The sequence below is a fragment of the Ampullimonas aquatilis genome (genome assembly GCF_049675895.1).
Lineage (GTDB): Bacteria > Pseudomonadota > Gammaproteobacteria > Burkholderiales > Burkholderiaceae_D > Ampullimonas > Ampullimonas aquatilis.
This window is the reverse complement of the sequence record NZ_CP183834.1, coordinates 3,336,123-3,360,874: the sequence shown is the minus strand read 5'-3', so window position 1 is coordinate 3,360,874 and position 24,752 is coordinate 3,336,123. Positions and strand designations below refer to the sequence as shown.

Annotated in this window: 20 protein-coding genes and 1 pseudogene; 12 read left to right on the top strand and 9 right to left on the bottom strand. The window is 51.5% G+C overall.

Translation table 11 applies throughout. The annotated features are described in order from the left end of the window. Positions 1-14: 14 nt before the first annotated feature. The 4 genes from ACMYR3_RS15735 to ACMYR3_RS15720 form a co-directional block, all read right to left on the bottom strand. The gene (locus tag ACMYR3_RS15735) at positions 15-2,273 is read right to left on the bottom strand and encodes a two-component system response regulator (RefSeq protein WP_424192936.1); all 2,259 of its coding nucleotides are present in this window, start codon (positions 2,271-2,273) and stop codon (positions 15-17) included. An 11-nt stretch (positions 2,274-2,284) separates the two neighbouring features. Beyond that, on the bottom strand, positions 2,285-5,197 hold the full coding sequence (locus tag ACMYR3_RS15730; RefSeq protein ID WP_424192934.1) for a response regulator: 2,913 nt from the start codon (positions 5,195-5,197) through the stop codon (positions 2,285-2,287). A gap of 9 nt (positions 5,198-5,206) precedes the next feature. Continuing rightward, a complete protein-coding gene (locus ACMYR3_RS15725; protein WP_424192932.1) occupies positions 5,207-5,701 on the bottom strand; it encodes a YfiR family protein in 495 nt (164 codons plus the stop codon). A gap of 134 nt (positions 5,702-5,835) precedes the next feature. Then, positions 5,836-7,863, bottom strand: coding sequence for a TonB-dependent receptor plug domain-containing protein (locus ACMYR3_RS15720; RefSeq protein ID WP_424192930.1), 2,028 nt, complete (start codon positions 7,861-7,863; stop codon positions 5,836-5,838). A gap of 455 nt (positions 7,864-8,318) precedes the next feature. On the opposite strand from ACMYR3_RS15720, the pseudogene ACMYR3_RS15715 reads away from it, so the two are divergent. Both ACMYR3_RS15715 and ACMYR3_RS15710 read left to right on the top strand, forming a co-directional pair. Further along, positions 8,319-8,801: pseudogene (locus tag ACMYR3_RS15715) on the top strand (septal ring lytic transglycosylase RlpA family protein); the annotation flags it as partial. Continuing rightward, a complete protein-coding gene (locus ACMYR3_RS15710; RefSeq protein WP_424196565.1) occupies positions 8,793-9,674 on the top strand; it encodes an SPOR domain-containing protein in 882 nt (293 codons plus the stop codon). The pseudogene ACMYR3_RS15715 and the gene ACMYR3_RS15710, both read left to right, overlap by 9 nt. Before the next feature lie 97 nt (positions 9,675-9,771). Here ACMYR3_RS15710 and rsmI read toward each other — a convergent pair whose 3' ends face one another. Beyond that, entirely contained in the window at positions 9,772-10,677 is a 906-nt protein-coding gene (rsmI, locus tag ACMYR3_RS15705; protein ID WP_424192928.1) for a 16S rRNA (cytidine(1402)-2'-O)-methyltransferase, read from the bottom strand. Between the two features lie 74 nt (positions 10,678-10,751). On the opposite strand from rsmI, the gene ACMYR3_RS15700 reads away from it, so the two are divergent. The 8 genes from ACMYR3_RS15700 to ACMYR3_RS15665 all read left to right on the top strand — a co-directional run bounded on the left by ACMYR3_RS15700 (position 10,752) and on the right by ACMYR3_RS15665 (position 17,523). Then, the gene (locus ACMYR3_RS15700; RefSeq protein ID WP_424192926.1) at positions 10,752-11,132 is read left to right on the top strand and encodes a YraN family protein; all 381 of its coding nucleotides are present in this window, start codon (positions 10,752-10,754) and stop codon (positions 11,130-11,132) included. An 81-nt stretch (positions 11,133-11,213) separates the two neighbouring features. After that, a complete protein-coding gene (locus ACMYR3_RS15695) occupies positions 11,214-11,759 on the top strand; it encodes an SIS domain-containing protein (RefSeq protein WP_424192924.1) in 546 nt (181 codons plus the stop codon). 146 nt (positions 11,760-11,905) lie between these two features. After that, positions 11,906-12,559 carry a BON domain-containing protein gene (locus ACMYR3_RS15690; RefSeq protein ID WP_424192922.1) on the top strand — a complete coding sequence of 218 codons (654 nt, stop codon included), beginning with the start codon at positions 11,906-11,908 and terminating at the stop codon, positions 12,557-12,559. 153 nt (positions 12,560-12,712) lie between these two features. Continuing rightward, the gene (locus tag ACMYR3_RS15685) at positions 12,713-13,321 is read left to right on the top strand and encodes a LemA family protein (RefSeq protein WP_424192920.1); all 609 of its coding nucleotides are present in this window, start codon (positions 12,713-12,715) and stop codon (positions 13,319-13,321) included. A 161-nt stretch (positions 13,322-13,482) separates the two neighbouring features. Continuing rightward, the gene (locus tag ACMYR3_RS15680) at positions 13,483-14,133 is read left to right on the top strand and encodes a hypothetical protein (RefSeq protein ID WP_424192918.1); all 651 of its coding nucleotides are present in this window, start codon (positions 13,483-13,485) and stop codon (positions 14,131-14,133) included. Continuing rightward, positions 14,130-14,903: a response regulator gene (locus ACMYR3_RS15675; RefSeq protein ID WP_424192916.1), complete on the top strand. Its 774-nt coding sequence runs from the start codon at positions 14,130-14,132 to the stop codon at positions 14,901-14,903. The genes ACMYR3_RS15680 and ACMYR3_RS15675 overlap by 4 nt, the downstream gene beginning before the upstream one ends. 55 nt (positions 14,904-14,958) lie before the next feature. Then, entirely contained in the window at positions 14,959-16,950 is a 1,992-nt protein-coding gene (locus tag ACMYR3_RS15670) for an ATP-binding protein (RefSeq protein ID WP_424192914.1), read from the top strand. A gap of 219 nt (positions 16,951-17,169) precedes the next feature. Then, a complete protein-coding gene (locus ACMYR3_RS15665) occupies positions 17,170-17,523 on the top strand; it encodes a hypothetical protein (protein ID WP_424192912.1) in 354 nt (117 codons plus the stop codon). Positions 17,524-17,794: 271 nt separating this feature from the next. On the opposite strand, the gene ACMYR3_RS15660 is transcribed toward ACMYR3_RS15665, so the two are convergent. The 3 genes from ACMYR3_RS15660 to ACMYR3_RS15650 all read right to left on the bottom strand — a co-directional run bounded on the left by ACMYR3_RS15660 (position 17,795) and on the right by ACMYR3_RS15650 (position 20,552). Further along, positions 17,795-18,523, bottom strand: coding sequence for an EF-hand domain-containing protein (locus tag ACMYR3_RS15660; protein ID WP_424192910.1), 729 nt, complete (start codon positions 18,521-18,523; stop codon positions 17,795-17,797). 239 nt (positions 18,524-18,762) lie between these two features. After that, positions 18,763-19,839 (bottom strand): ATP-binding protein, encoded by a 1,077-nt coding sequence (locus ACMYR3_RS15655; protein ID WP_424192908.1) that lies wholly within the window; start codon positions 19,837-19,839, stop codon positions 18,763-18,765. Further along, a complete protein-coding gene (locus ACMYR3_RS15650; RefSeq protein WP_424192906.1) occupies positions 19,836-20,552 on the bottom strand; it encodes a response regulator in 717 nt (238 codons plus the stop codon). Before ACMYR3_RS15650 ends, ACMYR3_RS15655 begins: the two co-directional genes overlap by 4 nt. Positions 20,553-20,828: 276 nt before the next feature. Between ACMYR3_RS15650 and ACMYR3_RS15645 the strand changes: the two genes are divergently transcribed. Continuing rightward, positions 20,829-21,656 carry an HDOD domain-containing protein gene (locus ACMYR3_RS15645; protein ID WP_424192904.1) on the top strand — a complete coding sequence of 276 codons (828 nt, stop codon included), beginning with the start codon at positions 20,829-20,831 and terminating at the stop codon, positions 21,654-21,656. A 237-nt stretch (positions 21,657-21,893) separates the two neighbouring features. Here ACMYR3_RS15645 and ACMYR3_RS15640 read toward each other — a convergent pair whose 3' ends face one another. Further along, positions 21,894-23,876 (bottom strand): chorismate-binding protein, encoded by a 1,983-nt coding sequence (locus ACMYR3_RS15640; protein ID WP_424192902.1) that lies wholly within the window; start codon positions 23,874-23,876, stop codon positions 21,894-21,896. A gap of 461 nt (positions 23,877-24,337) precedes the next feature. Here ACMYR3_RS15640 and ACMYR3_RS15635 point away from each other — a divergent pair, with 461 nt between their 5' ends. Then, positions 24,338-24,748, top strand: a complete 411-nt coding sequence (locus tag ACMYR3_RS15635) for a dihydroneopterin aldolase (protein ID WP_424196563.1) — start codon at positions 24,338-24,340, stop codon at positions 24,746-24,748. The last annotated feature ends 4 nt before the right edge of the window (positions 24,749-24,752 follow it).

Genomic DNA, 24,752 nt, shown 5'->3' with positions numbered 1-24,752 from the left:
TCAATAATTAAAATTCAAGATTTAAAGATTTGTGTGCCAGGATTATTCATAAAGGGCTGGGTCAACAGTTTTTCAATCATCGACTCACCAGTTAATGGTGGCGCAAAATAATAACCTTGAATCTCATCACATTGATGTTGTTTGAGCAGACTCAGTTGATGTTCAGTTTCTACACCTTCGGCAATCACCGACAGTCCAAGGCTGTGCGACATGGTGATAATGGCAATGGCAATCGCTGCATCACGTTCCAATGGGATATCGGTGTGATCTGACTTGGTATCAAGCCGCGCAATAAAGCTGCGATCAATCTTGAGCAGATCAAGTGGAAATTGTTGCAGATAAGACAGTGATGAATAGCCAGTGCCAAAATCATCCAGCGCCAAGCGTAAACCCAGTGATTTGAGCTTACGCAGCAGTTTGATGGATTCCTCTTCATTGTGCATCACCGATGATTCGGTAATTTCGAGTTCCAGAAAATTGGGATTGATGCCCGTGTCACACAAGATTTTTTCAACCATCCTGACAAAGTCGGGCTGGCGAAATTGCAGTCGTGACACATTGACGGCAACCCGTACCTGGGGCAGGCCGCTATCAACCAGCATGCGCTGAAATTGGCAGGCTTCGCGCATGACCCAGCGACCGATCTGAATGATCAACCCGGTCTCTTCAGCAATCGGAATGAATTGGACAGGAGAAATATTGCCTAGCTCTGGATGATGCCAGCGTAATAGCGCTTCCATGCCAATGATCATGTTGTCATTGGCTCGTACTTGTGGTTGATAAAGCAGACGTAGTTCATTGCGCTCAATCACGCCATGCAACTGCGTTTCGATGGTCAGCTTGGCTGATGCCATGATGTTCATCGAAGGGGAATAAAATTTGAAGTTATTGCGACCAGCATCCTTGGCATGGTACATCGCCGTATCGGCATGCTTGAGCAGTGCGCCGGCATCCTCGCCATCATACGGAAATACTGCGGCACCGATTGATGGTGTGGCGTATACCGTTTGCTGATCAAGCATGAACGGTTCTTCAAAGGATTCAAGAATCCGGTTGCTGACATTGATAATCGGCTGCACCGATTTAAGATTGGTCAGGAGCAATACAAATTCATCACCACCCATCCGTGCCACCATATCGGTTGACTCACCAAAGTCTACCGCATCCATCAGATTATCTTCATTGTCCACATGGTCCATCTTGACACGATCATCATTGCAATCACGCAGTGCCTCGCTGCGAATGCTGGTATGTAAACGCTGTGCAATACCCTGCAGCAATTGATCACCCAGTGAGTGGCCCAAGGTATCGTTGATGCGCTTGAAGCGATCCAGATCCAGATACATGACACCGACCAAGGCCTTTTTACGACGTGCCTGGCTGATCGCGGTTTCAAGACGTTGATTAAGCGCCAATCGATTGGCCAAACCGGTCAGGCCATCTTGATAGGCCAACTCCAAAATTTTGGCTTCTGCATGGCGTTGACGGGTAATGTCTTGCAGGGTTCCAGAAATCAAGCGGCGATTATCATTCCATACTACCGCTTGGGCATGGCCCAACAAGGTACGGCTGGAGCCGTCGTTGTTTTGAAATTCATGTTCCCATTCAAACTCTTCATTGCGCTCCATAGCGCGAATTAACCGGCGTAAAACACTACGCGCATCCTGACCGCTGGTTGAAGAAAAGAAATCCCCCGCTTTGAGTCGACTCACACCAACGGCTTTATTGAGCAATCGATAGGTTTCTTCGGAACAGGTAAAGGACTCACTGACCAACGTACCTTCTTTGTACTCGCGATCCATTTCCCAACTACCCAAATGTGCAAGTTGTTGTGAGTTGGCGAGTTGAATTTCACTCTTGCGCATACGCAGTAAGTTACGTGAAGAACGCAAAGCATAATTAACCCGATGGGGCAGGATGGCCCAGTGAATCGGTTTATGAATAAAGTCTGTTGCGCCAGCATTGTAGGAATCATTGATGGAAGTAAGATCATCCATGCCAGTGGTCATGATGATGGGGATATTTTTTCCTTCATCCATGGCACGTATCCGGCGACAGACTTCAATGCCATCCAGAATTGGCATGGAGACATCAAGCAGAATCAGTTCTGGATGATCGGCAGTAAAACGATCCAATGCTTCTTGACCATTGACTGCGGTGATGACCTCAAAGCCCGCTTTTTCCAGCGTTGCTCGCAAAATCATCAATGAAGACGGCTCATCTTCAACTGCCAGAATCAATGGCTTGCTTATTGTTTGAGCGATTGTCGTCATGAAGTCGTAAATCACAATGGCACTCCTGCGCAATTCTGTAAATAATTCTTAAGATAAATCACTGTGTTGTCGTAATGACCGGTCACCTTGCCCGCAAGCTGCAAAGCGTCATCCAGACGATCCTCGCGACAGGCTGCTTCAATCTGTTTTGCCAGATGACCCAATGGCATAGCGCCCATGTTCAGGCTGCTCGATTTTAAGGAGTGACTGGCCAACACCAATTGTTCTTTGTTTCTGGATTCGATCGAATCGCTAATTTGCCGCACTAATTCGGGACTGCTTTCCAGGTAAATACCAATCAAGGTTTGAATGAATCCTGGTTGGCCCTGAAAGGTATCGGCCAATTGATCAAGCACATCAACTTTTATCCAGACCTCATCGCTGGTTTTTTGAGGCGAAGGTGTGACAGGCGTTGTTGATATAGTCATTTTATTGACTCCAGTAAGGCTTGATGTGGTGATGTGGCCGACGCTGTCTGGTGCCAGCCAGCGTTGCAAGATGCCAGCCAGTTGTGCCTGATTGAATGGCTTGGACAGGTAATCATCCATGCCAGCGGCCAGGCAAGCTTCGCGGTCACCGGTCAGTGCATTGGCAGTCAGGGCGATAATCGGCAGGCGACCACCCTTGCGGCAAAGTTGTCGACCATCGGCTTCCAGCGATCTGACTGCGCTGGTCGCGGCAAACCCATCCATTTCAGGCATCTGACAATCCATCAAAATCATATCGAAGTTTTGTTCATTGAGCTTGTTCAATGCTTCCTGGCCATTGCTGACGGTCACTACGCCATGGCCAAGTTGTCGCAAAATTGCTAAGGCCAGTTCTTGATTGATGGGGTTGTCCTCAGCGAGCAAAACTAATTTTCCCGAATTGATGGGCTGATCTTTTTCCACAGGTAAGGCCGAGTGATGCCAGACGACTTCGGATTTGCTGTTGATGGCCTTGATCATGGCCTTCATCAGATCACGTTGTCGTACTGGTTTGGACAGGCACGCAAAGATGCCGGTTTCCATCAATTTTTCGCCAGCAATGCTGTGTGACAATGAGCTGAGCATAATGATGCGCAGGCCTTTCAGGCGTGCGTCGTTATGAATGAGATGAGCCAACTCCAAACCTGTAATGCCAGGCATTTTGTGATCGAGCAAAGCAATCTCAAAAGGGTTGCCATTGGCTTCAGCATCAATCAATGCCTGCATGGCATCGTTGCCATTGCCCGTCATGACAAATTTGATATTTTTGGCTTCAAGCTGTTGTTGCAAGATGGCCTGATTGGTGAGGTTATCTTCGGCAACCAGGACTCGTACTTCACTTAATAGCGCTGTATTATCGCTGCTGATCGCGCGCTGTTCGGTACGTCCGAGTAGTAAATCAACCCAGAAGCGTGAGCCACGATTCTCAACACTGTCAAAGCTGATATCACCATGCATCAGGCCGGCCAGTTTTCTTGAGATGGCCAGTCCCAGGCCAGTACCGCCATACTTGCGTGTGGTGGAACCATCTGCTTGTGCAAAGTCCATGAAGATACGTTCACTGGCCTTGGCCGAGATACCGATGCCGGTATCTTCAACTTCAATTCTGATGGGCAGGTTGTTGGAAACAGGGACTGTCCCGGTGTGTGGCAGAACGGTGACGCGTAAAATGACGAAACCTTTCTGTGTGAATTTAATGGCATTGCCAACCAGATTGATGAGGATTTGTTTGATGCGTAATGGATCGCCACGCATGAACTGATCAACATCATCGTCTACCAGGCAATGCAGGTTCAGACCTTTGCTTTCAGCGCGTTGTGACAAGAGGTCGACCACATCATCAATCAGCTGATACAGGTCAAAATCAATGACTTCAATTTCCATTTTTCCGGCTTCAATCTTGGAGAAGTCGAGAATGTCATTGATGATGTCCAGCAAGGCTTCACCTGAGCTATGAACAGTTTCGGCAAAGCGTTTTTGTTGATCGCTCAGTTTTGAATTAAGCAAGAGTTCGGTCATGCCCAGCACGCCATTCATTGGGGTACGGATTTCATGACTCATATTGGCCAGAAACTGTGACTTGGCACGATTGGCCGCCTCGGCGTGTTCCTTGGCGTGCAAGAGTTCGGCAGTACGGATATTGACTTTTTCTTCCAGTGCTTCGTTATGATCTTGCAGTGCCTGCTCGCTGAGTTCTACTTGTTCGATCATCTGGTTAAAACAGTCGACCAGATTGACCACTTCCTGAATGCCCTGATTCTGCAGCCCGGGTGCCACATCAGGATTGTCTTCAGTCAAGTTGACACGCAGGCTGTAATTTTTTTCAGATGAAATACGCAGGGCGGCTTCTGAGAGATCATTGATTGGCTGGGCAATGCTTTTGACCATGCGTTTGGCAAAAAACAGTGCCAGTGCCAGTGCACCCATCAATACCAGTATGCCATGCAAGAGCATGGCGGCCAGTTGATCATGAATCCGCTCCTGTGACGCCGCGACGTAGACCGTGCCAATCTCTTCGCCATCCAGCCTGATCGGTTCCCTGAAGTAAATGATATTGCTAAATAACGATGCGGACTGCTGGCCTTGAACGGGCAATTCAGTTGGCATTTGGCCCGTAAAGGCGGAATGTGTCTTGTTGAGATAGCTGCCAAGCTGAATACCGGCATGGTTGTAGATTTGCCCGTACACAATATCCTGATGGGTCGAGAAGGCCGACAAGATTTCATTGGCAGCTTTATTGTCTGCAAAAGCAACGGCACCATGGCTGTTGGCAGCAATCACTTTGGCCAGGCCGCTCAGATGGGTTGCTTCTGAATCAATGATGTCAGTCATGGCATGCCAGGACAGCAAGATGGAGCTCGGTATCAAAGCCAGCAGACAGCAAATGATAATGATCTGGGCAAACTTTTTGGCCAGCGGTACGCGGTATTGGGGGGGATGAGATGATTGATTTGGCATGATGGCGATTTATCTTGATGTTTCTTTGGCAATCCTGGCCAGGCTCAGGAGTTGCGATGAAATCTTGAGTCCCGCTTTGCGAGCTGCGTCAGGATTGGCTTCAAATTGCACTCGTTCATCGACGGTGATCAGACCTAGCATGCCACCCATAGAGGCAAAGCCTTCAAGATCGGATACAGTCAGGATTGGCGTTTTCGACAAGCTATGGGTTAAATCACCAAGCTGACGGCGCTCAATATTGGCCACCAGCAAGATATGGCATTCATTACCCTCGTTTAAGCTGTTAATCCGTTTGATCGAAATATCATGCCCTTGGGCCGATTTGCCTTCCAGGCTGCTGACCTGGCCACTCAGCTCGCTACGGCCGATTATGCAGAGATTGAGCGGTGCTGTGCTATTGATAAAGGCCGCGCTGGGCCATTCGGTAAATTTGGCAAAGTTGTAGAGATAGGCGGTTTTGATCGCGGCCTCGGAGGCGGCTTCTGCATGTGCAGGCGAAGTCATGGCAAGGATGCACCCGAGCAGCCACCATTTGCTCCAGACCAGGAGCAGATTCCGGTGCGAGTGGCACCTTCTGGCTAGGCGATTGAACGACGTCATGAAGTCAATGAGTATGAGTGGGTGAGCGACTCAAGTATTTAAAACTTGAACTTGACCTGGCCATAAATGCCACGCGGAATCAGGTTGGGGCGACCCTTTCCCGGACCATTTTGCAGATCAGGAACAAACTCGCCGTGACTGCTGTGCAGGAGGTTCTGGCCTACCAGAGACCATTCGACCTTGCGGTTTTGCTGCCAAGCCAATCGCATGCCAAGTTCGCTGTAACTACCGACCGATTTATCCAGTAATTTGGCAATGTGACGAACATTGATGTCCAGTTGGGTACGCTCATTCAGATCAACAGCAGCACGAATGAAGAGTTGATATTTGGGATCAAAGGCAATCGAACTACCGGTAAAGGCCAGGCCACTGCCTGAGTTGTTCTTGTCAGCATCGACCCATATCCGGTTGGCTGATGTCTGCAGGCGAAAATGATCAGTGACCAGCCAGTGATGCGCCAGTTCAATACCCGATACACGAGCACTGTTTTGATTACCGAAATAGGCATCCTGCTGCAAGTAAGGGCCATTAGGGCCAAAGGCAAGTTGTGGTGTGCCGGAGTTAATCGAGTTGAGTTCTTTATATTTGGTGGTGTAGAGCGCCAGATCAATCGAGGTCTTGGCGGAAGTTCTGGCACGCCAGCCCAGGTCCAGACTATCCACCACTTCACTGGAATAAGACACAGCGCCATTCAGATACAACGATACCGGTAACGGTTGCTGTGGGCCGTAGGTCAATGCAGGAATATCGAGCAAGTGCGCGCGCACGGTATTCTCGTAGCGCGAAGGGGTTCTCACAGAACGTGAGACAGCGCCCCAGAAGGTATGATTCTGGTTGGGGGTGAGGACAAAACGCGCAGTTGGCTGAAAGTGGGTGCCCGCCGTTGAATGATGCTCAAGCTTGCCGCCCAAGGTCATTTTGAGTCTGTTGGGTAATAGTTCTGTTTCGGTTTGTGCAAACAGGCTACCCAGTCGAATGGTTTTTTTCGGTTCAATAAACATCACAACCGGCGTGTCTCCCAGCTCATCCTCGCTTTGCCGGTAAGCCAGACCCCAGGTCAATTCGGTGCTGCTCAGTGGTTTGAGACGATTTTGATAATCAATATCAAAAATGGTCCGTGATTCGTAAGTGCCCAGATATTGCAGATGAGAATGTTCCAGATAACTTTGGATGGTGGTTTCTTCACCTTTTTCATTGACGCTATGCCAGCGCCCGAGTACATGGCCGCCTTCCAGCAGTTGAGAAAAATTATTGCCAAAACCAATCATGAAGGGGAGTTGACTGGCATCCTGGCCTTTGGTGTTGCTGCTATAGGCATCGGCACTGAACATCCATTGTGATTCACTGTCACGCTCGTTGTCAGTGCGAATGCCAACGCGATGGCTGATCCACATATCATTGCTGCGCTTACCATTGGGATCAAGGGTTGCCTGGGTGTTGGACGATTTGCCATAAGCACGCCACGAGGTGCCACCCTCGGTGGTGTCGCCATAACGTAGCTGGGCACCGGCTTTTTGTTCGTCACCATAACGAACACTGGTCAGGCCACCCTGAGTATGCTGTGATTTTTTGGTGATGATGTTGATGATGCCGTTAACCGCATTGGCCCCCCACAAGGCGGAACCAGCGCCACGAATAATTTCGATGCGTTCAATATCATCCAGGATGATGTCTTGGGTGTCCCACCACACGCCGGCGTATAACGGTGTGTAGACACTGCGGCCATCCATCAGCACCAAAAGCTTGTTGGAAAACTGTCCGGCTGAACCGCGTGTCGTGATGGACCAACGACTCGAACCAATCTGCGCGACTTGCACGCCTGGTACTGCGCGCAGCGCTTCCGGAATATTGGTGGCCCCCGATCGGCGAATCTCTTCATTGGAGAGCACGTAAACCGCAGCGGCTGTTTCAGACAGCTTTTGCGATTTTTTTGCTGCCGAGGTCACTTCCAGACTCATCAGCTCTTGCAAGGATAGTTCGGTCAGAGATTGCGTCTGTGCCAACGTGGTTGGTGTCACAGTCAGCAGTGCAAGATGAAGGAGGGTGGGATGAAAGCGGCGTCTCATTTTTTTTCCAGGCAATTGGCTTAACGTGGTTAGCGACTCATTCAGATAAATCTTGACCACATTCAATGCCATTAAAGTCAATGGAAGACAATTTAGTCTGTCAGTTGTATTTTCAAAGCGATGTATAAGTGGATAAAAACACGGCTATTTAAGTGCTATTGCTTTGCTCCAGATACAAGATTGGAGTATGTTTAAACCACCTATATTTAATGCACTTAAGAATAGGTAAAATGATATATACAGGTGGGGGTATAATATTTTTTGAATGTTTGGGACGTGATAAACTTGGCACCCGTTGAACAGTGAGGAATGATGTTTTGATGACAATTCCAAAAATTCGGCCCGTCTTATTCAGTCTGTTAGTCCTGAGCATGGCAATTCTGTCTGCTTGTAGTACCGTCAGCAGCCCCAGTAATCCCTCTCGCAGCAGTGCACCCTCGCGGTCCGATGTACCGGTGTTTGGCAAATCGGGCAAGCCCGGCGGCTATTATCAAAATGATGGACCGGGCGACACTATTCCGCCCAATCTGGACAACATTCCGGATGCGGTGCCTAAAATCGAGCCGCTCGCCAAATACGCCAATCGCCCTTATCAGGTGTTTGGTCAGGAATATGTGCCTGAGGTCGAAGAAAAACCGTTTCGCCAAAAAGGTGGTGCTTCCTGGTATGGCAAACAGTTTCATGGCCAAAAAACCTCCAGCGGCGAAACCTACAATATGTATGAAATGACGGCAGCGCATAAGACCTTGCCTTTGCCCAGTTATGTGCGAGTGACCAATCAGGCCAATGGCAAGCAGGTGATCGTGCGTGTGAATGATCGCGGCCCGTTTCATCCCAATCGCATCATTGATCTTTCCTATGCAGCGGCCAATAAGCTGGGTTATGCAGGTTCAGGGAGTGCCCAGGTTGAAATTGAGCGTATCTTGCCGATGGAAATCCGCGAGTTGGCTGCCAAGGGTGAAATCAAGGGTGATCTGAAAGGTGCCGACAGTGTGGCCACGGATGATGTGGCACGCAGTAATCCCTATGTACGCAGCCAGTTGGCAACAGCGCCGATTCTGGCCAAGCCCGGCAAGCCCGAAGAGGCGAAGGTGCAAGTGATTGAGCATCCGCGCGCAAGTAGTGGTCGTACATTGCCCGAAGTGGTTGAGTTGAGCACTGGCAGTGCTGCTGTGGTGGCGAGTTCGGCCAACAATGCCGCTACTACAACCACGGCCACTGTGGCGACCAGTAGCGCTATGACTGCCAGCAAGGCCCAAGGTGTGAGCGTGACGCCTTTGCCAGAACCCGCTGGTGTGGTGGTTGCCAACAACCATGCGCCACAAGCATTACCCGAAGCCGGGCAGCGTAGCAATCTGATGGTTGAAACGATTCAGTCACCTGGCTTGACCACGACAAGTGGTTCGACAGGCAATGGTACTGCGGTTGCTGGTATTGTGGGTGCTGCCGGTACCGCAGCTACTAGTGCTACTAGTGTCAATCCAAATAGTTCCAACGTCTTGGCCAATGCAGATAAACAGCCGGGGGCTGATGAAGCGTCCATGACGATTCCCGAATATGCCAATCGTAAAGGTGTGTGGTTGCAGCTTGGTGTGTTTTCAATTCGCAATAATGCCGAAGATCTGAAAAACAAAATAGCGATGGAGCTGGCGCACGACAAGCCGCTGGAAGTGGTGAGTGAATGGCATCTCGGTGGCTTTTTGCACAAGCTGGTGCTGGGGCCATTTACCGATCGCAATCTGGCAAACGAAGCGGCCCTGCGGGTGGCACGTACCTTCAACTTCAAACCATTGGTGGTGGAGCGCAAATAGGCCGGGCTATGCGTTCATGCTATGGGTGTCAGCTTTGAGTCTGGCATTCAAGTCAGTTCATGGCGCTGGAGGAGGGTTGTTTGAGCAGTATGAATCGTTACTCATCATGGTTTTTTTGCATCGCCAGGCCCCACTCATACAACTGGTTTTTGGGCAGGCCAGTCAGCTCGGCCACCAGCTTGCTGGCTGCTTTGACACCGAGTGGTGCAATCAGTTTTTGCAGGAGCAGGCGCGCGGCGGTTTGATCTTCTGCTTCATTGAGCGCTGCACCGATCAACACGACCAGCTCGCCCTTTTCAGCGTGGGGATCTGCTTTGAGTTGCGCTTGTACGGTAGCCACATTGCCGCAGTAAAAAGTTTCAAAGAGCTTGCTCAGTTCGCGCGCAATCACGATGCGGCGTTCGGTGCCCAGCACTGTGGCAATGTCGGCCAGCAGTTCATGAATGCGGTGTGGTGCTTCATACAGGGCCAGCGTGCCGGGGCTGGTTTGCCATTGTTTGAGCGTGTGTTGGCGCTGCTTGCTTTTGCTTGGTAAAAAGCCAATAAAGCTAAAGGTGTCGGCCAGTTGACCGGCCACTGACAGCGCGGTGATGACGGCACTGGCACCCGGTAGAGGCATGATAGGTAAATGTGCGGCGCGCACGGCTTCTACCAGACGCGCTCCAGGGTCTGAAATGCCGGGTGTGCCAGCATCGGAAATATAGGCCACGCGCTGTCCTGCCGCAATTTTGTCGATGATGCCTTGCGCCGCTTCCTGTTCATTGTGTTGATGCACGGCCAGCAATGGTTTGGCAATGCCATAGCGCTGCAGCAAATGGTTGCTGTTGCGAGTGTCTTCGCAGGCGATCAGATCAGCCTCGTGCAATATATAAAGTGCGCGCAGCGTGATGTCGGCCACATTGCCAATCGGCGTGGCCACCACGTAGAGGGCTGCGGGCATGGACTGTTTTTGCAGTTCGCCCAACAGGTCAATGAGGGTGGCAGAAAATGGGCTAGTGGTCATGATCGGGTTTCAACAGGCTAAAATCGGATTATGACAATGATTTCAGATCCGCACAGCTTTGATGGCGCACTGGCATGAAGCCGATATTGCAAAAGGCAGCACGCACCCTGCAAAAATTACGCGGCGATCAAGGCGAGGATGCGGCGCTGGTGTATCTGCAGCAGCAGGGGTTGCGTCTGCTGGAACGCAATTGGCGCTGCAAGGCTGGCGAGATCGATCTGATCATGCAAGATGATGCCACGCTGGTTTTTGTAGAGGTGCGGCGACGCAAGAATGATCGTTTTGGTGGTGCCGCGGCCAGTGTGACCTGGCACAAACAGCAAAAGCTGATTCGTGCGGCACAATGGTACTTGCAGCAGGCTGGTGCCGAGCCTGCCTGCCGTTTTGATGTGCTTGCCTGGCAGGATGATGTGGCGCAACCGGACTGGCAGCGCAATGCCTTTGAGTTGTCATGAAGATCGTGTGCAATCAGATTTTATTAATCGATGCAGGATTGCTTGTTATTGAATGAAGTCAGCTAATCAACAAAGTTGCCCATGATAGAACGGATTACCGAACAGTTTTTGCATAGCGCTCGTCTGCAGGAAAAAGCGGCCGAGGAGTTATCGGAGCCAATTGCCGAGGCGATTGAACTTTTATTTACTGCGCTGACTAATGGTGGCAAGGTACTCGCCTGCGCGTGTGGTTGGGCGCAACCTTTTGCGGCACATTTTGCCGATTTGCTGGTGGGACAATATCAGCGTGATCGGCCGGGTCTGGCGGCAATCGCGTTATCATCGCGCCAGCCTTATGCGCGTCAGGTTGAGGTGTTGGGGCAGACGGGCGATGTCTTGCTGGTGATTTCGCCGGTGCTGGCTGACAGCAATGTCCTCGAAGCCATCGCCATTGCACGGGAACGTGAGATGGCCGTGGTGGCTTTGACCACCTCAGCCGACAGTGCCTTGCTGGATGTGCTGGACGAGCAGATCGGGATTGCGGTGCCAACCACACACTTTGCCCGGGTGACTGAAATGCATCTGCTGGTGTTGCATTGTCTGGCGGATGGTATGGATGTGTCTTTGTTTGGTGAAGAAGACGAATAAATGGTTTGTGGTTTGATGAAAGTCGTTTATTGAAGAATTAAATATCGCAGTTTGCGAATCTAGTCGAGCTTTTTAACAAGTGGTGTCACTGATGGCATGCAGCCAATCAGTTCAAAATTTAATTGAAATAACAGGAGAATCCCATCATGAAATCCAGTTCACGCAATGTCAAAACCGCTGGTCTGATTTTGCTTGCCAGTCTGGCAAGCAGCACTTTGTCTGGCTGTTTTCCACTGGCTGCTGGTGGCATGGCTGCCGGTACGATTATCGCAACCGATCGTCGTACCACAGGTGCGCAAACGGAAGACAAGGCGATCGAGCTTAAATCTGAAAACCGGATTCATCAGCAGTTTGGTGACAAGGTGCATGTCAACATCAATAGCTATAACCGCAAGGTATTGGTGACGGGTGAAGTCCCCTCTCCTGAAGCAAAAAGCACGATTGAACAATTGATTGCCAGTGTTGAAAATGTCAATGGCATTACCAACGAGCTTGAGATTGCCGATGGCAGTTCCATCAAGAGCCGCACCTCTGACACCGTGATTACCGGTAAGGTGAAAGCCGCGCTGATTGACTCCAAAGACATTTTTGCCAGTGCCTACAAGATCACCACCGAGCGTGGTGTCGTTTATCTGCAAGGTCGCGTCACCCGTCGCGAGGGTGATCGTGCTGCCGAAGAAGCGCGTACTGTGGGTGGTGTACTCAAGGTCGTCAAGGTGTTTGAATACATTACCGAAGACGAGTTGCAAAACATTGTGCGTGTGAAGCCTGCCGAGGACACCAAGCCAGGGGTTCGTTAGTATTCATTAAGCCCGCTAAATCATTGTAAAAAAGCACGTGATCAGTGTGCTGGTCACTTGCTCTGTACGCCATAAAATGGCACCATGCCGCTCATAAGAGGCCGGACGTCTTTGCGCCAGCATGGACAATTTAAAACAATAACAGGGAGCTGCATGATTAGTGCCGCATGGGTTTTGTGGGCGATATTTTTATTGCTGATTTTCTGGGCGATCGGTGCCTATCAGCGATTGAAAACCCTGCGTGTCAAAGTGCAGATTGCCTTTGCACAACTGGCCGAGCAGGCCCGGCTTACCCATGAAATCATGCCTGATCTGATCAAGATGGCGCGTCTGTTCATGAAAAATGAAACGGAAACGCACGAAGATCTGCAGTATGCCTACGATCAGGCCGTGGCCACCACCAGCACGGCCAAAACCAATCCATTCAGTGCGACTGTCATTGCCGATATGAGTGAAGCCGATGGTCGCCTCATGCAGGCCAATAAGCGCCTCTTCGCGCTGTCCGAGGCTTACCCCGACATGAAGTCCAATGGTGCCGTGGTGACCTTGCGCGGTGAGTTGGCGCGGGCCCATAACAAGCAGGCCTTTGCCAGACAATTGTTCAATGATCAGGCCGCTGCCTACAATTTGGCGATCAGTCAATTTCCGGCGTTACTGATTGCCGCCATTCTCAAATATCATCCCACCGCCTTGATTGCCGACCTGTCTGCTGAAGAACTCACTTTATCGCAGCAGAGTCGTTTTGATACTCTATCCCAGTAATTTTTGAGGCCATTAATTAACGCACTTGATAGGTGTATTTATTGATATACCCCCTTCGTTTTGAATAAAGTGCGATCAGCGATATATTTGTATGGTAAAGCCTTTTCAGTTGGCTATCAGGCTCTTACAATTGGACAATCTTATTAATGATGGTGTCCAACATGAGTACAAGATCAGCGGAGATGATGGCTCGGTTGTACAGTGCGGGTGGTTTGGCATATTGGCGCCGTCAGGACATTGAAAACCAGCACGTTATTGATTACGACACACTCCGACCGCAATTGCAGACCGGTGATTTGTTGCTGAGTTCGGGCGATTTCTGGATTTCCAGACTGGTTCGACGCTTGACCAATTGTCCGTACAGCCATGTGGGATTTGTGGTGCGGGTCGAGCAGTTCGATCGGGTGTTTGTGGTGGAAAGTGTCGAGCTCTATGGTGTGCGTTTTTTTCGTCTGTCCCAGTATGGTCCCAGGGGTGTTTATTCGGGACAACGGCCTTATCGCGGCAAGGCCCTGATTGCGAGTTGGCAGCCCGACTTTTTGAGTGATGAAAAACGTTTGGAATTGGCGCAATGCGTGATGGATCTCATCATGCATAAATATGATTATCGTGAAATCGTGATCAACGGTCTGTGTCTGTTTTTAAAGGTGCGCAATCGTCGTCATAACAATAGCGCCTATACCTGTGCCGAGCTGGTTGATCATGTGTTCAGTTGTTGTGGTTTGCCCTTTGACAAGGGCCCCAGTGGCATTGCCAGCCCGCTTTGTATTGCGGCCCATCCCAAACTCCAATTTCTTGCCCGGATCAAATGATGCTCATGGTGCCTGCCAATCCCCAATCCATCTCCGCGAGTCCTGCCTTGCCGGAACGTGCCAGCATTTTATTGGTGGAAGATGATCCGGTAACGCGTGCCCGGATCGGTTCCTATATCCAGAGCCAGGCCGATTTATTATTGGCCGGATCGGTCTCCAATGCCGCCGATGCAGTGCAATGGCTCAATGACAATACGCCCGATGTTCTGCTGGTCGATCTGGGCTTGCCTGATGCGTCGGGCACCGAAGTGATTCGTTATGCCAATCGGCGTCATCCAAACAGTGAGAGCATGGTCATCACCGTGTTTGGCGATGAGGCCCATGTGCTGGAGAGCATTGAGGCCGGGGCGACCGGTTATGTACTCAAAGACAGCACACCCGAAGAAATTGCCCAGCATATCCGGCAATTATTATCGGGTGGTTCACCCATCAGTCCGGCGATAGCCCGGCGTCTGCTGGTGCTGCAAAGAAAGTCGGCCGAGCAGGATGACCGCCTGCCGAGTGAGCCATTGCCCAATTCGGCACGCGTGCAACTGGCATTGACGGAGCGCGAAATTGATATTTTGGGCTTGATTGCCAAAGGCTTTACCGCGCCCGAAATTGCCCGTCGCAATAATCTCTCGACCCATACCGTAGCGACTCACATCAAAAGTATTTATCGCAAACTGGCCGTGCATTCGCGCGCCGAGGCGGTGGCTGAAGCGCAGCGCTTCGGTATTGTGGCGCGCGACCGTCGCAAAAAAAATCATGATGACGGTGCGGCTTCCTGAAGTGGTGCTGAACATTTTGCGTGTGTACTTTCAATCAATGCGGTTAATGATCCAGGTGCAAACACTGCTTAAGTTTTTATTGAGTTTTTTACTGTGTTTGACGCTACCTGCCCAGGCACTGGAATGTCACCTGACCAGTGCCGAGTTTATTGCCGATGCACAAGGACAGCTGAGTGCTGCCGACTTTGCCAATGGTGCGAGTCCACCAGGCATGATGGCGGTGACATTGCCAGATTCATGGCGCGGTCGTGACTACAAGCAGGCCGGTTATGGCTGGTATCGCCTGCATTTTTATTACGATGAAATCGTCGAAGGGCTGCGTCATGAGAGTCTGCCCATAGACACGCAAATATGGGTTTACTTGCCACGCTTGCGCGCCAATGGCGAGTTTTTTCTTAATGGTGGTCTGATCCATAGTGGCGGACGCATGACGGCACCGGTATCACGTCATGGTGAAGTGCCGTTCTTTTTCCCATTGCCAGCCACCTTATTGCACTCTGGCGACAATGAACTGCTGGTGCGCATTTACTCTCCGATTCGACCCGATGGTGGTCTGGGCATTATCCGGCTGGGTGATCAGGACTCACTACGCCCTCAGTTTATGAAACGTAGCCTGTTGCAGAATACAGGGGTGCTGATCACCAGCATCATCATGTGCGCAACGTCCATCTACATTCTGGTGTTATGGTGGTTGCGACGTCGTCCCGAAACCAAGGGTTATCTGTTCTTGGGGATTGGCGGTTTTTTCTGGGCGATCCGTAATCTGCATTATCTGGTGCTGGACTTGCCGAGCAAAGACGAGGGCATCGTCTGGATGATGGAAGTCTTTTTGCATAGTGGCAATGCCTGGTTTCTGGCGCTGACGGCGTTGTTTTTTCTGCATGACCTCAAGCTTACCCAAAGCCGCATCATGCGTTTTTTCGAGGCAGGTATCTGGGCCATTTCCATTGTGGGTACGCTGGGTGTGTGGTGGTCCGGCTCTCCCTATCCCTCGCTATCCATCATGTTTGCCTGTGGCGCGCCATTTATTTTAAGCATGCAGGGCATCCTGATTTATAACGCCTGGAAAAAGCCGACTACGGAAAATGTGCTGTACGCGTTGATGTATCTGACCCTGATCGGCTTGCTGCTGCACGACAATCTGACGTTGGCCGGTGTGTTTGGTTTTGAGGCAATTTACCTGGCACATTATGGTGGTCTGTTTTTCTTTGTGGTGGTGGCCTACATGATGGTGCGCCGTTTTGTGAACGTGCTCGACAATAACGAAGCGCTCAATCAAACATTGGAGTCGCGAGTGCTGGAGCGTGAGGCACAACTCAAGAGCAACTATGTGCGCTTGGGTGAGATTCAAAAAGAAAACGCCATGCTTGACGAGCGTAACCGCATCATGCGTGATTTGCATGACGGCCTGGGTTCGCATTTGCTGGCAGCACTGGATGCGGTTCGGCGCGTCAACGAGCCACGCAATATCCAGCCCGAGCTGCTGGAAAATCACAAGCAGGAGGCCGTGCTGGAAGCGGAGCAGTGGATCAATGATTCACTGGATGATCTGCGTCTGGCGATTGATTCGCTCGAAATCAATGAACATGATCTGCTCACCGTGCTTGGCACCTTTCGTTATCGGATTGAGCGACGCCTGGATGCTGCCGGAATAGCCCTGCAATGGGAGGTCGACAATGTGCGTCCGCTGGATTGGCTCGATGCGCAGTCGGTCTTGCACTTTTTGCGGATTGTGCAGGAAGTGTTTACCAACATTCTCAAACACGCCAAGGCCACCTTGATTCGTCTGGAAGTGACTGAATCTGAAAAATGGGTCGGCATTCACATCAGCGACAACGGCAAGGGTTTTTATTCGGAAGGCACGGTCAAGGCATTTGATGCCAGTATTTCGACCGCCATGCGCAAGATGAATAAAGGCCATGGTTTGGCCAATATTCGTTACCGGGCGGAAAAACTCGATGCCGAGGTGAGTTTTCAATCCAATACAAATGGTACGGTGGTCACTATCAGATTGCCGCTCAATCGGATAAATACTACTGGGCAGTAAAAATAATAGGCTATATATATAGCACTTGAGAATACCTATTTTTTAATATACTCACCTGAAAATCAAATTAATTAAGGGTATACCCTTTGTTCTGGGTCAATATCGTCGCAATCTTGGTGTGGTGCAATATACCGTGATTGGGGGATGGCTGGAAATGCAAATTCTCGTTAAATTCGTTCTCTCTTCTAAGTAAAAACCATCACCCTCGGTTGAACGCCCATGCTGGACATCCACGAATTGATTGATTTTGAACCGCAATCTGCTGCCACCATCGTCTATGGTAGGCATGGTCAGATTGATCGGATCGTGTCCGATGCCACACGGCATTATGTGGGTGTGCAATATCAGGGCAACAGAATCTCGCTGCAGCTATTTGACCAGGCTCATAATTTCATCAAGGGTTATTGGGTGCGCAATTTTGCGGGTATGTGGCATTGTGATGAGATTGATCATGCCGGTGGTCTGATGCGTCTGGGTGCGCAGGCTGCGGCGGCATCGCGTGCTGGTTTGCAGCCCTTGCGTGATATCCCCGACCTGATGAGTGCCTTTGTCACACTGATGTGCGCATGTTAGGCAGCGGGGTAATACGCGCTTTTACTTGATAGCAGTTTTGGCGGGGCCGATGATCAGGGAACACAGCCAGGCTGGTTTGGCTGACCAATAAACAGGCTTTATCTTTACCAGTAAGACCCGTCCGTTTTTCTTCTCTACCTGGTTTGATGAGCGCTTGATTCATTAGCGCGTTCAATGCATCTGGCTGAATGATTTCAGCGTTCTGACAGACTTTCGCTATTTGGCCAACTTGAGTCGACTCGGGTTCCTGTTGTGCGATCAGTCGGTCTTATCAGGCTGTCAACGACAAGCTGCTGGTGAGCTTGGCGTCATACGAAGCCGTATATTTGGCCACCATGTCGAGCATCCGCTGCAAGAGCTGGCTATCCTGTTCCACCGAACTATTCTGGCTGGTGGTGGATTGAGCCGTCGTGTTGCCTGACTGACTTGACGTCGAACCTGATTGGGACTCCTTGAAGGCCATCGCTTCCTTGAAACTGACCTTGCCATCTTTGTCAGTGTCGGCCTTGTCAAAAGACTGTACTAGGCTATTCAGATCACTGGCCTGTTGGGTATTGCCGCTGCTGCTGGCATCACCGGCCATCTTGCTGAGCTGGCTTTTATCCAGACCGGCATCATCACCGGGTGGTGGTGGCATACCTTGACCGGGTGGCATACCATTCATGCCACCGGTGCCTTGGGCGCCTACATACGCCATCTGGCTGTCCAGATCCTCGGTGATCTTTTTCAGACTGCTGCTCATTTCGTCTTTGCTGATCTGGCCATCTTCATTGCTATCCATGGTCTTGAAGAGGGCGTCCACCTGACTACTGCTGCTACTGTCAGCACTGCTGCCAAGGGCTGACTGCAGATCATCTTTGGTCAGATAGCCTTGATTTTTGGTATCCAGTTTGGCAAATACCTCATTGGTCATGGTGCTGGCATCAGGCTTGGGCGGGCGCTTCATGTGACCATAGCTACTCGCCGAGACGGATGCATTGATGCTGCTAATGCTACTCATCGCGTACTCCTTGAAAAAGATAGGCGAGCCAGTCAACCGGGCTGGGAGGACACCGGCAAACCAGACTCGCCCAAGGTTAGGTAAAACCAAGTGTGCCCGGCATGGACACAAGCCTTTGGGGAGGCAGGTTGACTGTAACGCTTGGGTGTAAGTGGCTTGTTTCAGCTTTGTATCGGATTTGACATATTGGCCGTGGCACTGTGCATTTACTCACACCAAGCCGGTTTATCAGATTTTTTTCAAGGCTGTGGCTGCTTGTGTGGCAAGGTGACGCTGGCAATCAATCCCTGGCCGCCCACGACGTTGCGCAGTGTCAAATGGCCGCCATGCCGTTTGACTGCATCACGCGCAATGGACAGGCCAAGACCAACCCCACCGGTGTGACGATTGCGTGATTGTTCCAGGCGTACAAAGGGCTCAAAGACTTGTACCATCTGGTTTTCGGGAATGCCCGGGCCATGATCGCGAATTTCAATGACAACCTGGCTGGCCTGCTCGTACACGCTGATTTCGGCAGTCTCACCATAGCGCAGGGCGTTTTCCAACAGATTGGTCAGGCAGCGCTGCAAGGTTTGTGGCAAGGCCATGATTGGCTGGACAAGGCCATTGATGCTCACATGATGGCCGTTGTCACGTTCGTTGTCAGCAAGGGTTTCCAGGAGTGCCATCAAGTCCAGTTTTTGCCAGTTTTCGGTTTGCAGCTCACCGCGCAGATATTGCAGGGTGGCATCCAGCATGGCGGCCATTTCATCAATATCGCTGCGCAGTTTGCCCGTATCGGGTGTCTGATCGGGTTGCTCAAGGCGCAGTTTCATCCGCGTCAGCGGTGTGCGCAAATCATGGGATACCGCGGCCAGAAAGCGCGCTCGCGCTTCAAGCTGAAAGCGTACTTTTTCTTGCATGTGATTAAACGCACGGGCGGCTTCACGTGCTTCCTGCGGGCCGCTTTCTGCCAGTGGCGGATCATTCAGATTATCGGCCAGACGTGCGGCACCTTGGGATAGATCCTTGATCGGTCTGGCGATCATCTTGCTGCCAAACCAGGCCGCCAATGCCAGGGCAATGAACTGGATGAGCTGAATCAGCAGAAAGGTTCGCAAGTGTTCGGGCGGTGGTGGTGGTTCACCTTGATCGGGTCGCCAATCGGGCGGTGGTGGACGATGTTCTTGCTGGTTCATCATGGGTGGTGGCTCATGATGACGCCTGTCAGGCAGATTTCTCAGTACCAGCCAGGTGAGGAGGTGGCTGGTGAGCAAAGCAATGAATACCAGGCCAAAGAGGCGCGCAAAGAGGGTGTCGGGTAACAGTTTTTTCATGATTGCACGCGCGCATCAAATAAATAACCCTCGCCACGGATGGTCTTGATGAGTGCCGGTGACTTGGGATTGTCGGCCAGCTTTTGCCGCACCCGCGAAACGAGCAGATCAATACTGCGATCAAAGGCTTCGGTGGTGCGCCCGCGGGCGGCATCCATCAATTGATCACGATCCAGTACTTGTTGCGGGTGCTCAATAAAAACCCAGAGCAGGCGAAACTCGGCATTGGACAAGGGCACCACCATGCCATCGCTGGTGGTGAGCTGACGGGTAGTGCGATTGAGCTGCCAGCCTTCAAAGTGAACGATGTCTTTGCCAGGCTTCTTGCCAGGTGCATCCTGATGACGCGTACGTCGCAAGATAGTGTTGATGCGTGCCACGATTTCGCGTGGTTCAAAAGGTTTGACGATGTAATCATCGGCACCCAGTTCAAGCCCGACGATTTTGTCGGTGGCTTCACCGCGGGCGGTGAGCATGATGATGGGCAGATTATTGCGTTGCCGTAATTGCCGGCACAGGCTCAAGCCATCTTCACCGGGTAGCATCAGGTCAAGGATGATCAGGTCAAACACCTGTTGTTCCAGCGCCTGCCACATGGCAGTGCCATCGGCGACAGCTTGCGCGTCGATCTGATAATTTTGCAGATAGCTGGACAGCAATTCGCGAATGGCCTGATCATCATCCACGATCAGGACTTTGGTAGCGGTTGTCATGAAAATAAAAAATTCTGCGAAAAATAAAGATAGGAACGGTCAGACAGCGGGCAAAAAAGACTTACTGCCTGGCAGTATGGTCAATCTGTCCGTGTTTGGCTAGCGGTTTGCAATGAGCATCAAGGTAAATCACCTAGCTCGATTAGGTGCGACGGCATAGTGGTCGTTCCTTAAAGTTTCTTGAAGCGGAATAATTTTGCATGAATGAACTCAGCTTTCAGAAAAGCCAGCCGTAGAAGAAAAGGTAGTGCTATCTACCAACCATAAGGAGAGACTATGAATCTGGACAAATTGTTTGACCATGCTCAGACCCTGCCAACCATACCCGCCGTTGTGCAAGAATTGATTAGCAGTTTCAATAACGAAGATGTGACGGTTGAAGATATTACCAAGCTCATCAAGACCGATCAGGTGTTGAGCGCCAAGCTGCTGCGGCTGGCCAACTCGGCGTATTTCCATGTGTCACGCACGGTTTCCACCGTCGATGATGCAGTGCTGATGCTGGGTTTTGTGACGGTGCGTACCTTGGTGATCAGCAGCGGCCTGACCGGTGGCTTTAAAGGCATGCCAGGTGTTGATCTGAAGCAGTTCTGGCGTTATAGCCTGCATACGGCAGTCGCTGCCAAATGGCTGGCCAAGCAGACACATGCCAATGCCGATTTGGTGTTCACCACCAGCCTGATGCATGCAATTGGTGTACTAGTCATGCATAACGCGATTCCGGAACAAACGCTGCAGATTGACAAGATTGCCGGCCCCATGGACTCACGGCGCATGGACGTGGAGCGCAATTCGCTGGGCTATGACTACGCTGCCGTCGGTGCCGAGCTGGCCAATCGCTGGAAGTTTCCCGATGTGTTTGCACGCAGCATTCGCGCTTTTCCATCACCTTTGGAACAGCAGGAATTTGATCCGGTGGCCGCGCATATTCATCTGGCTGCCTGGCGTGCGCGAGCCGATGAAAATCAGCTCAGCAAGGATGAAGTCACGGCGACCTTTCCAATCGATGTGGCCGCCAAGCTGGGCTTGAAAGCCAGTGTAGTGCTGGGTGACATGCCGCCATTGGCAGAGTTGTCAGCCGGTTTGGAAGCGCTGGTGGCCTGATGCGGTAGATGCATTACGATGGTTATTGGCTTGTTGATGATGTTTGTGCAAGCTGATAATGCGGCACGACAGGGTGCGTTTATGAGCACCCTTGATGCGCGCTTCAATGTGTACTCAAAGCTTATGGATAGGCTCGTGAATAGGCACACAAATGAGTATACTTGGGGGTAGTACAAGTTAAATATGTCTTATTAAGTGCATTAAATAATGGGAGTTTAAAATACTCCCATTATTGTTTTAGACGATCAAACATGCTGGCAACACGCCGCGCAAGGCGTTGCACACCGCCAGCGCTTCGGCCTGTTGCAGGTCGGCCAGGGTCAAAACCTGTTCCCTGACTGGCCAGTTGGCATCTTCCAGCAGCACGCCACGCATGATGCCGGGCAATACGCCACAGGCCAGCGGCGGCGTACACCATTGCCCATTGAGTTTGACTAATAAATTACTGCGTCCACCTTCGGTCAGTTCGCCGGCTTCATTACAAAACAGCATGTCAAATGCACCTTGCGCTTCGGCCTGTTGAATGGCGCTGTCGTAGTGGCTGCGCCGGGTAGTTTTGTGTTGCAGCAGATAGTGACGTGGCAGGGTTTGCGCGGCCAGCAGCAACTTGACTGAGCCAGCCGGTAATTGGGCAACTAATGCGGTCAAAGGCACGCAGCGCCACTGCACGGCACCCGCCTGATTGATGGCCAGGCGCAGTCGATAGGTTTGCTGCGTGTTGGTGATGGTTTGGGTGATAGTTCCGGTAATGGTTGGGATGATGGTTTGCAAGGCGGTATCAAGCGCCTGTTCAATGGCCTTGGCATCAAAAACAAACCCCAAGGCTTGTGCACTCTGTGCCAGCCGCGCCAGATGGCGCTGACGAAAGTGAATGCCTTCCGTCGCAGTGGCGCGCATGGTTTCAAAGAGTTCAAAGTCGGCACGCAGACTGGTCAGAAAGCGTGCCTTGGTGAGCGTTTCGCGGTATTCATCGGCTGCCTTGCTGTCCATCACAATGCCGCCGCCAATGCCGAGTTGCCCCTGGCGCAAGTCGGGCGCGATTGCCGTGTTGGGCGCATCGAGCAAGAGTGTGCGAATGGCCACGGACAGACAAAAGTTGCCACAGCCAAGGGTTTGACGGGAAGTGGGTTGAGTTGTCGAGCTGAGGGCTAAGTTGGCTGCGGAGTCAGCTGCCGGGCTTGCCTCCAGCCAGCCAATCGTCCCGGTATAAAGGCCGCGGGGCGTGGTCTCTAGCGTGTTGATGAGTTGCATGGATTGATGTTTGGGCGCACCGGTGATGGAGCCGCACGGAAACAGCGCACGCAGCACATCGGCAAAACCCAGCCCGGGACGCAATTGCGCCGTGACGGTGGACGTCATCTGAAACAGCGTGGTGTGTGCTTCGATGGTAAATAGCGCAGGGACCTGGACACTGCCAATTTGCGCAATGCGCCCCAGATCGTTGCGTAGTAAATCGACAATCATCACGTTTTCGGCACGGTTTTTGGCATCGTGTTGCAATGCCTGAGCGGTGGCCGAATTAGCCGGCTCATCCTGAGCGCGCGCGGCCGTGCCTTTCATCGGTTGGGTGGTCAGTTGGCCTTGCTGATGGCGTAAGAACAGTTCCGGTGAACAGGACAACACATGGCGGCCATCGGGCAAGGCAATTAACGCGCCAAAGGCCACCGGCTGCACTGCCCGCAAGCGTTGATAGAGCGCGAGCGGGCTGCCATAAGCCTGCAATTGCAAGGCATAGGTGAAGTTGATCTGGTAGCTTTCACCCGCCTGTAAAGCCGCCTGAATCTGCTCAACCGTGTTGGTGAAGGTGGCTTCGGTCATGCTGCTGCTCGGCGCACCGATGCCAGCACCGGCTGGCGACGCTTGGGTTTGCGAGTCAAGCCAATGCGTTACCGCAGCGGCTGAGAGTTTTTGCAGATTTTTAAATAATAAAAACTGCAGGCGACCAGCACCTTCTGCGCCGCTCATGCTGCTTGGGCGGATGCCTTGCAAGCGTGCACCAAATTCATAATCCACCAATACCACAGCATGCAAGCCTTGTGCTTGTTGTTCGGCCAATGCCGCACAAACTGCATCCAGCCTGGCTGGATGGTCGCATACCAGGCTGCCCGCATAGTTGGTATACAAGCGACTGCTGGGTGCGGCGGCACTGGCGTTGCAATCATCCAGCAAGGCATAGACTTGCTCGGATTGTTGAAAATTTAAAGGTATTGGCTCAGGCACGTTAAAGATCGCAAATAAATAGTTACAAATAAGCGGTTGCAAAAAAGCGATGGCAGAAATTTGAAAACAGTTGGCGACGACTGGTTTGGGGGGTACTTAGGCGTGGTGCCAACCAAGTATAGAACCCTATCTGTGGGAGGGTGATTGGCTTGCCAAAAAAGCGCAATCCTTACCCATGCACCCATTTACATTGCTTGGTCAGCGCTTTGACTGCGTTGCGAGTTTAACGCAAGGCCAGTCGGGATGGTCACAAAGCCGCGCTCCTTCGGCCATTTTGGCAAGGCAGGGTAAAATTGCGTTATTCCCTCGTTTGTTGAACATGGTTTTCATATCATACGTGCCTGTGCCAGCAAACTTCATCATAAAGGTATCTCATGACTGCTGCCCGACTTTTCCAGTTGGTTTCTTCGCCAGGTAACCAGGGCGCAGCCGCACTCGGTAGTAGTGTGGACGCCAGTCAGATGGATGTTATTTTCATCGAAGGCTTTACCGCACAAACCATCATCGGCATTTTTCAGGATGAGCTGCACGCACCGCAGCCCGTGCGCATTGATGTGGCTGCCGGCGTGCCACGCGCCCGCGCCTGCGATACCGACCGCATTGCCGACACCATCGACTATGGCAAAGTACGCGAAGCCCTGCTTGAGCTGCTTGCCACTCACAAGGTGCAATTGCTCGAAGCGTTGGCCGAGCTGATCGCTGATATGCTGCTCCAGCAATTTGGTGCTCATTGGACGCGCATTGTACTGGTCAAACCGCATAAATTTCCCGATGTGCAGTCGGTGGGCGTGGTGATTGAACGGCGTCGTGAACAAAACAACAATGCGGCTGCCCAGCTGGCCTTGATTGACTTTGATTCGGTGATTGAATAGTGTT

Bases quoted from the DNA above. Each gene is read 5' to 3' on its own strand.
- ACMYR3_RS15735 (WP_424192936.1), bottom strand. From the start codon at position 2,273: ATGACGACAATCGCTCAAACAATAAGCAAGCCATTGATTCTGGCAGTT.
- ACMYR3_RS15730 (WP_424192934.1), bottom strand. From the start codon at position 5,197: ATGCCAAATCAATCATCTCATCCCCCCCAATACCGCGTACCGCTGGCC.
- ACMYR3_RS15725 (WP_424192932.1), bottom strand. From the start codon at position 5,701: ATGACTTCGCCTGCACATGCAGAAGCCGCCTCCGAGGCCGCGATCAAA.
- ACMYR3_RS15720 (WP_424192930.1), bottom strand. From the start codon at position 7,863: ATGAGACGCCGCTTTCATCCCACCCTCCTTCATCTTGCACTGCTGACT.
- ACMYR3_RS15710 (WP_424196565.1), top strand. From the start codon at position 8,793: ATGGAAATCCGCGAGTTGGCTGCCAAGGGTGAAATCAAGGGTGATCTG.
- rsmI (WP_424192928.1), bottom strand. From the start codon at position 10,677: ATGACCACTAGCCCATTTTCTGCCACCCTCATTGACCTGTTGGGCGAA.
- ACMYR3_RS15700 (WP_424192926.1), top strand. From the start codon at position 10,752: ATGAAGCCGATATTGCAAAAGGCAGCACGCACCCTGCAAAAATTACGC.
- ACMYR3_RS15695 (WP_424192924.1), top strand. From the start codon at position 11,214: ATGATAGAACGGATTACCGAACAGTTTTTGCATAGCGCTCGTCTGCAG.
- ACMYR3_RS15690 (WP_424192922.1), top strand. From the start codon at position 11,906: ATGAAATCCAGTTCACGCAATGTCAAAACCGCTGGTCTGATTTTGCTT.
- ACMYR3_RS15685 (WP_424192920.1), top strand. From the start codon at position 12,713: ATGATTAGTGCCGCATGGGTTTTGTGGGCGATATTTTTATTGCTGATT.
- ACMYR3_RS15680 (WP_424192918.1), top strand. From the start codon at position 13,483: ATGAGTACAAGATCAGCGGAGATGATGGCTCGGTTGTACAGTGCGGGT.
- ACMYR3_RS15675 (WP_424192916.1), top strand. From the start codon at position 14,130: ATGATGCTCATGGTGCCTGCCAATCCCCAATCCATCTCCGCGAGTCCT.
- ACMYR3_RS15665 (WP_424192912.1), top strand. From the start codon at position 17,170: ATGCTGGACATCCACGAATTGATTGATTTTGAACCGCAATCTGCTGCC.
- ACMYR3_RS15660 (WP_424192910.1), bottom strand. From the start codon at position 18,523: ATGAGTAGCATTAGCAGCATCAATGCATCCGTCTCGGCGAGTAGCTAT.
- ACMYR3_RS15655 (WP_424192908.1), bottom strand. From the start codon at position 19,839: ATGAAAAAACTGTTACCCGACACCCTCTTTGCGCGCCTCTTTGGCCTG.
- ACMYR3_RS15650 (WP_424192906.1), bottom strand. From the start codon at position 20,552: ATGACAACCGCTACCAAAGTCCTGATCGTGGATGATGATCAGGCCATT.
- ACMYR3_RS15645 (WP_424192904.1), top strand. From the start codon at position 20,829: ATGAATCTGGACAAATTGTTTGACCATGCTCAGACCCTGCCAACCATA.
- ACMYR3_RS15635 (WP_424196563.1), top strand. From the start codon at position 24,338: ATGGATGTTATTTTCATCGAAGGCTTTACCGCACAAACCATCATCGGC.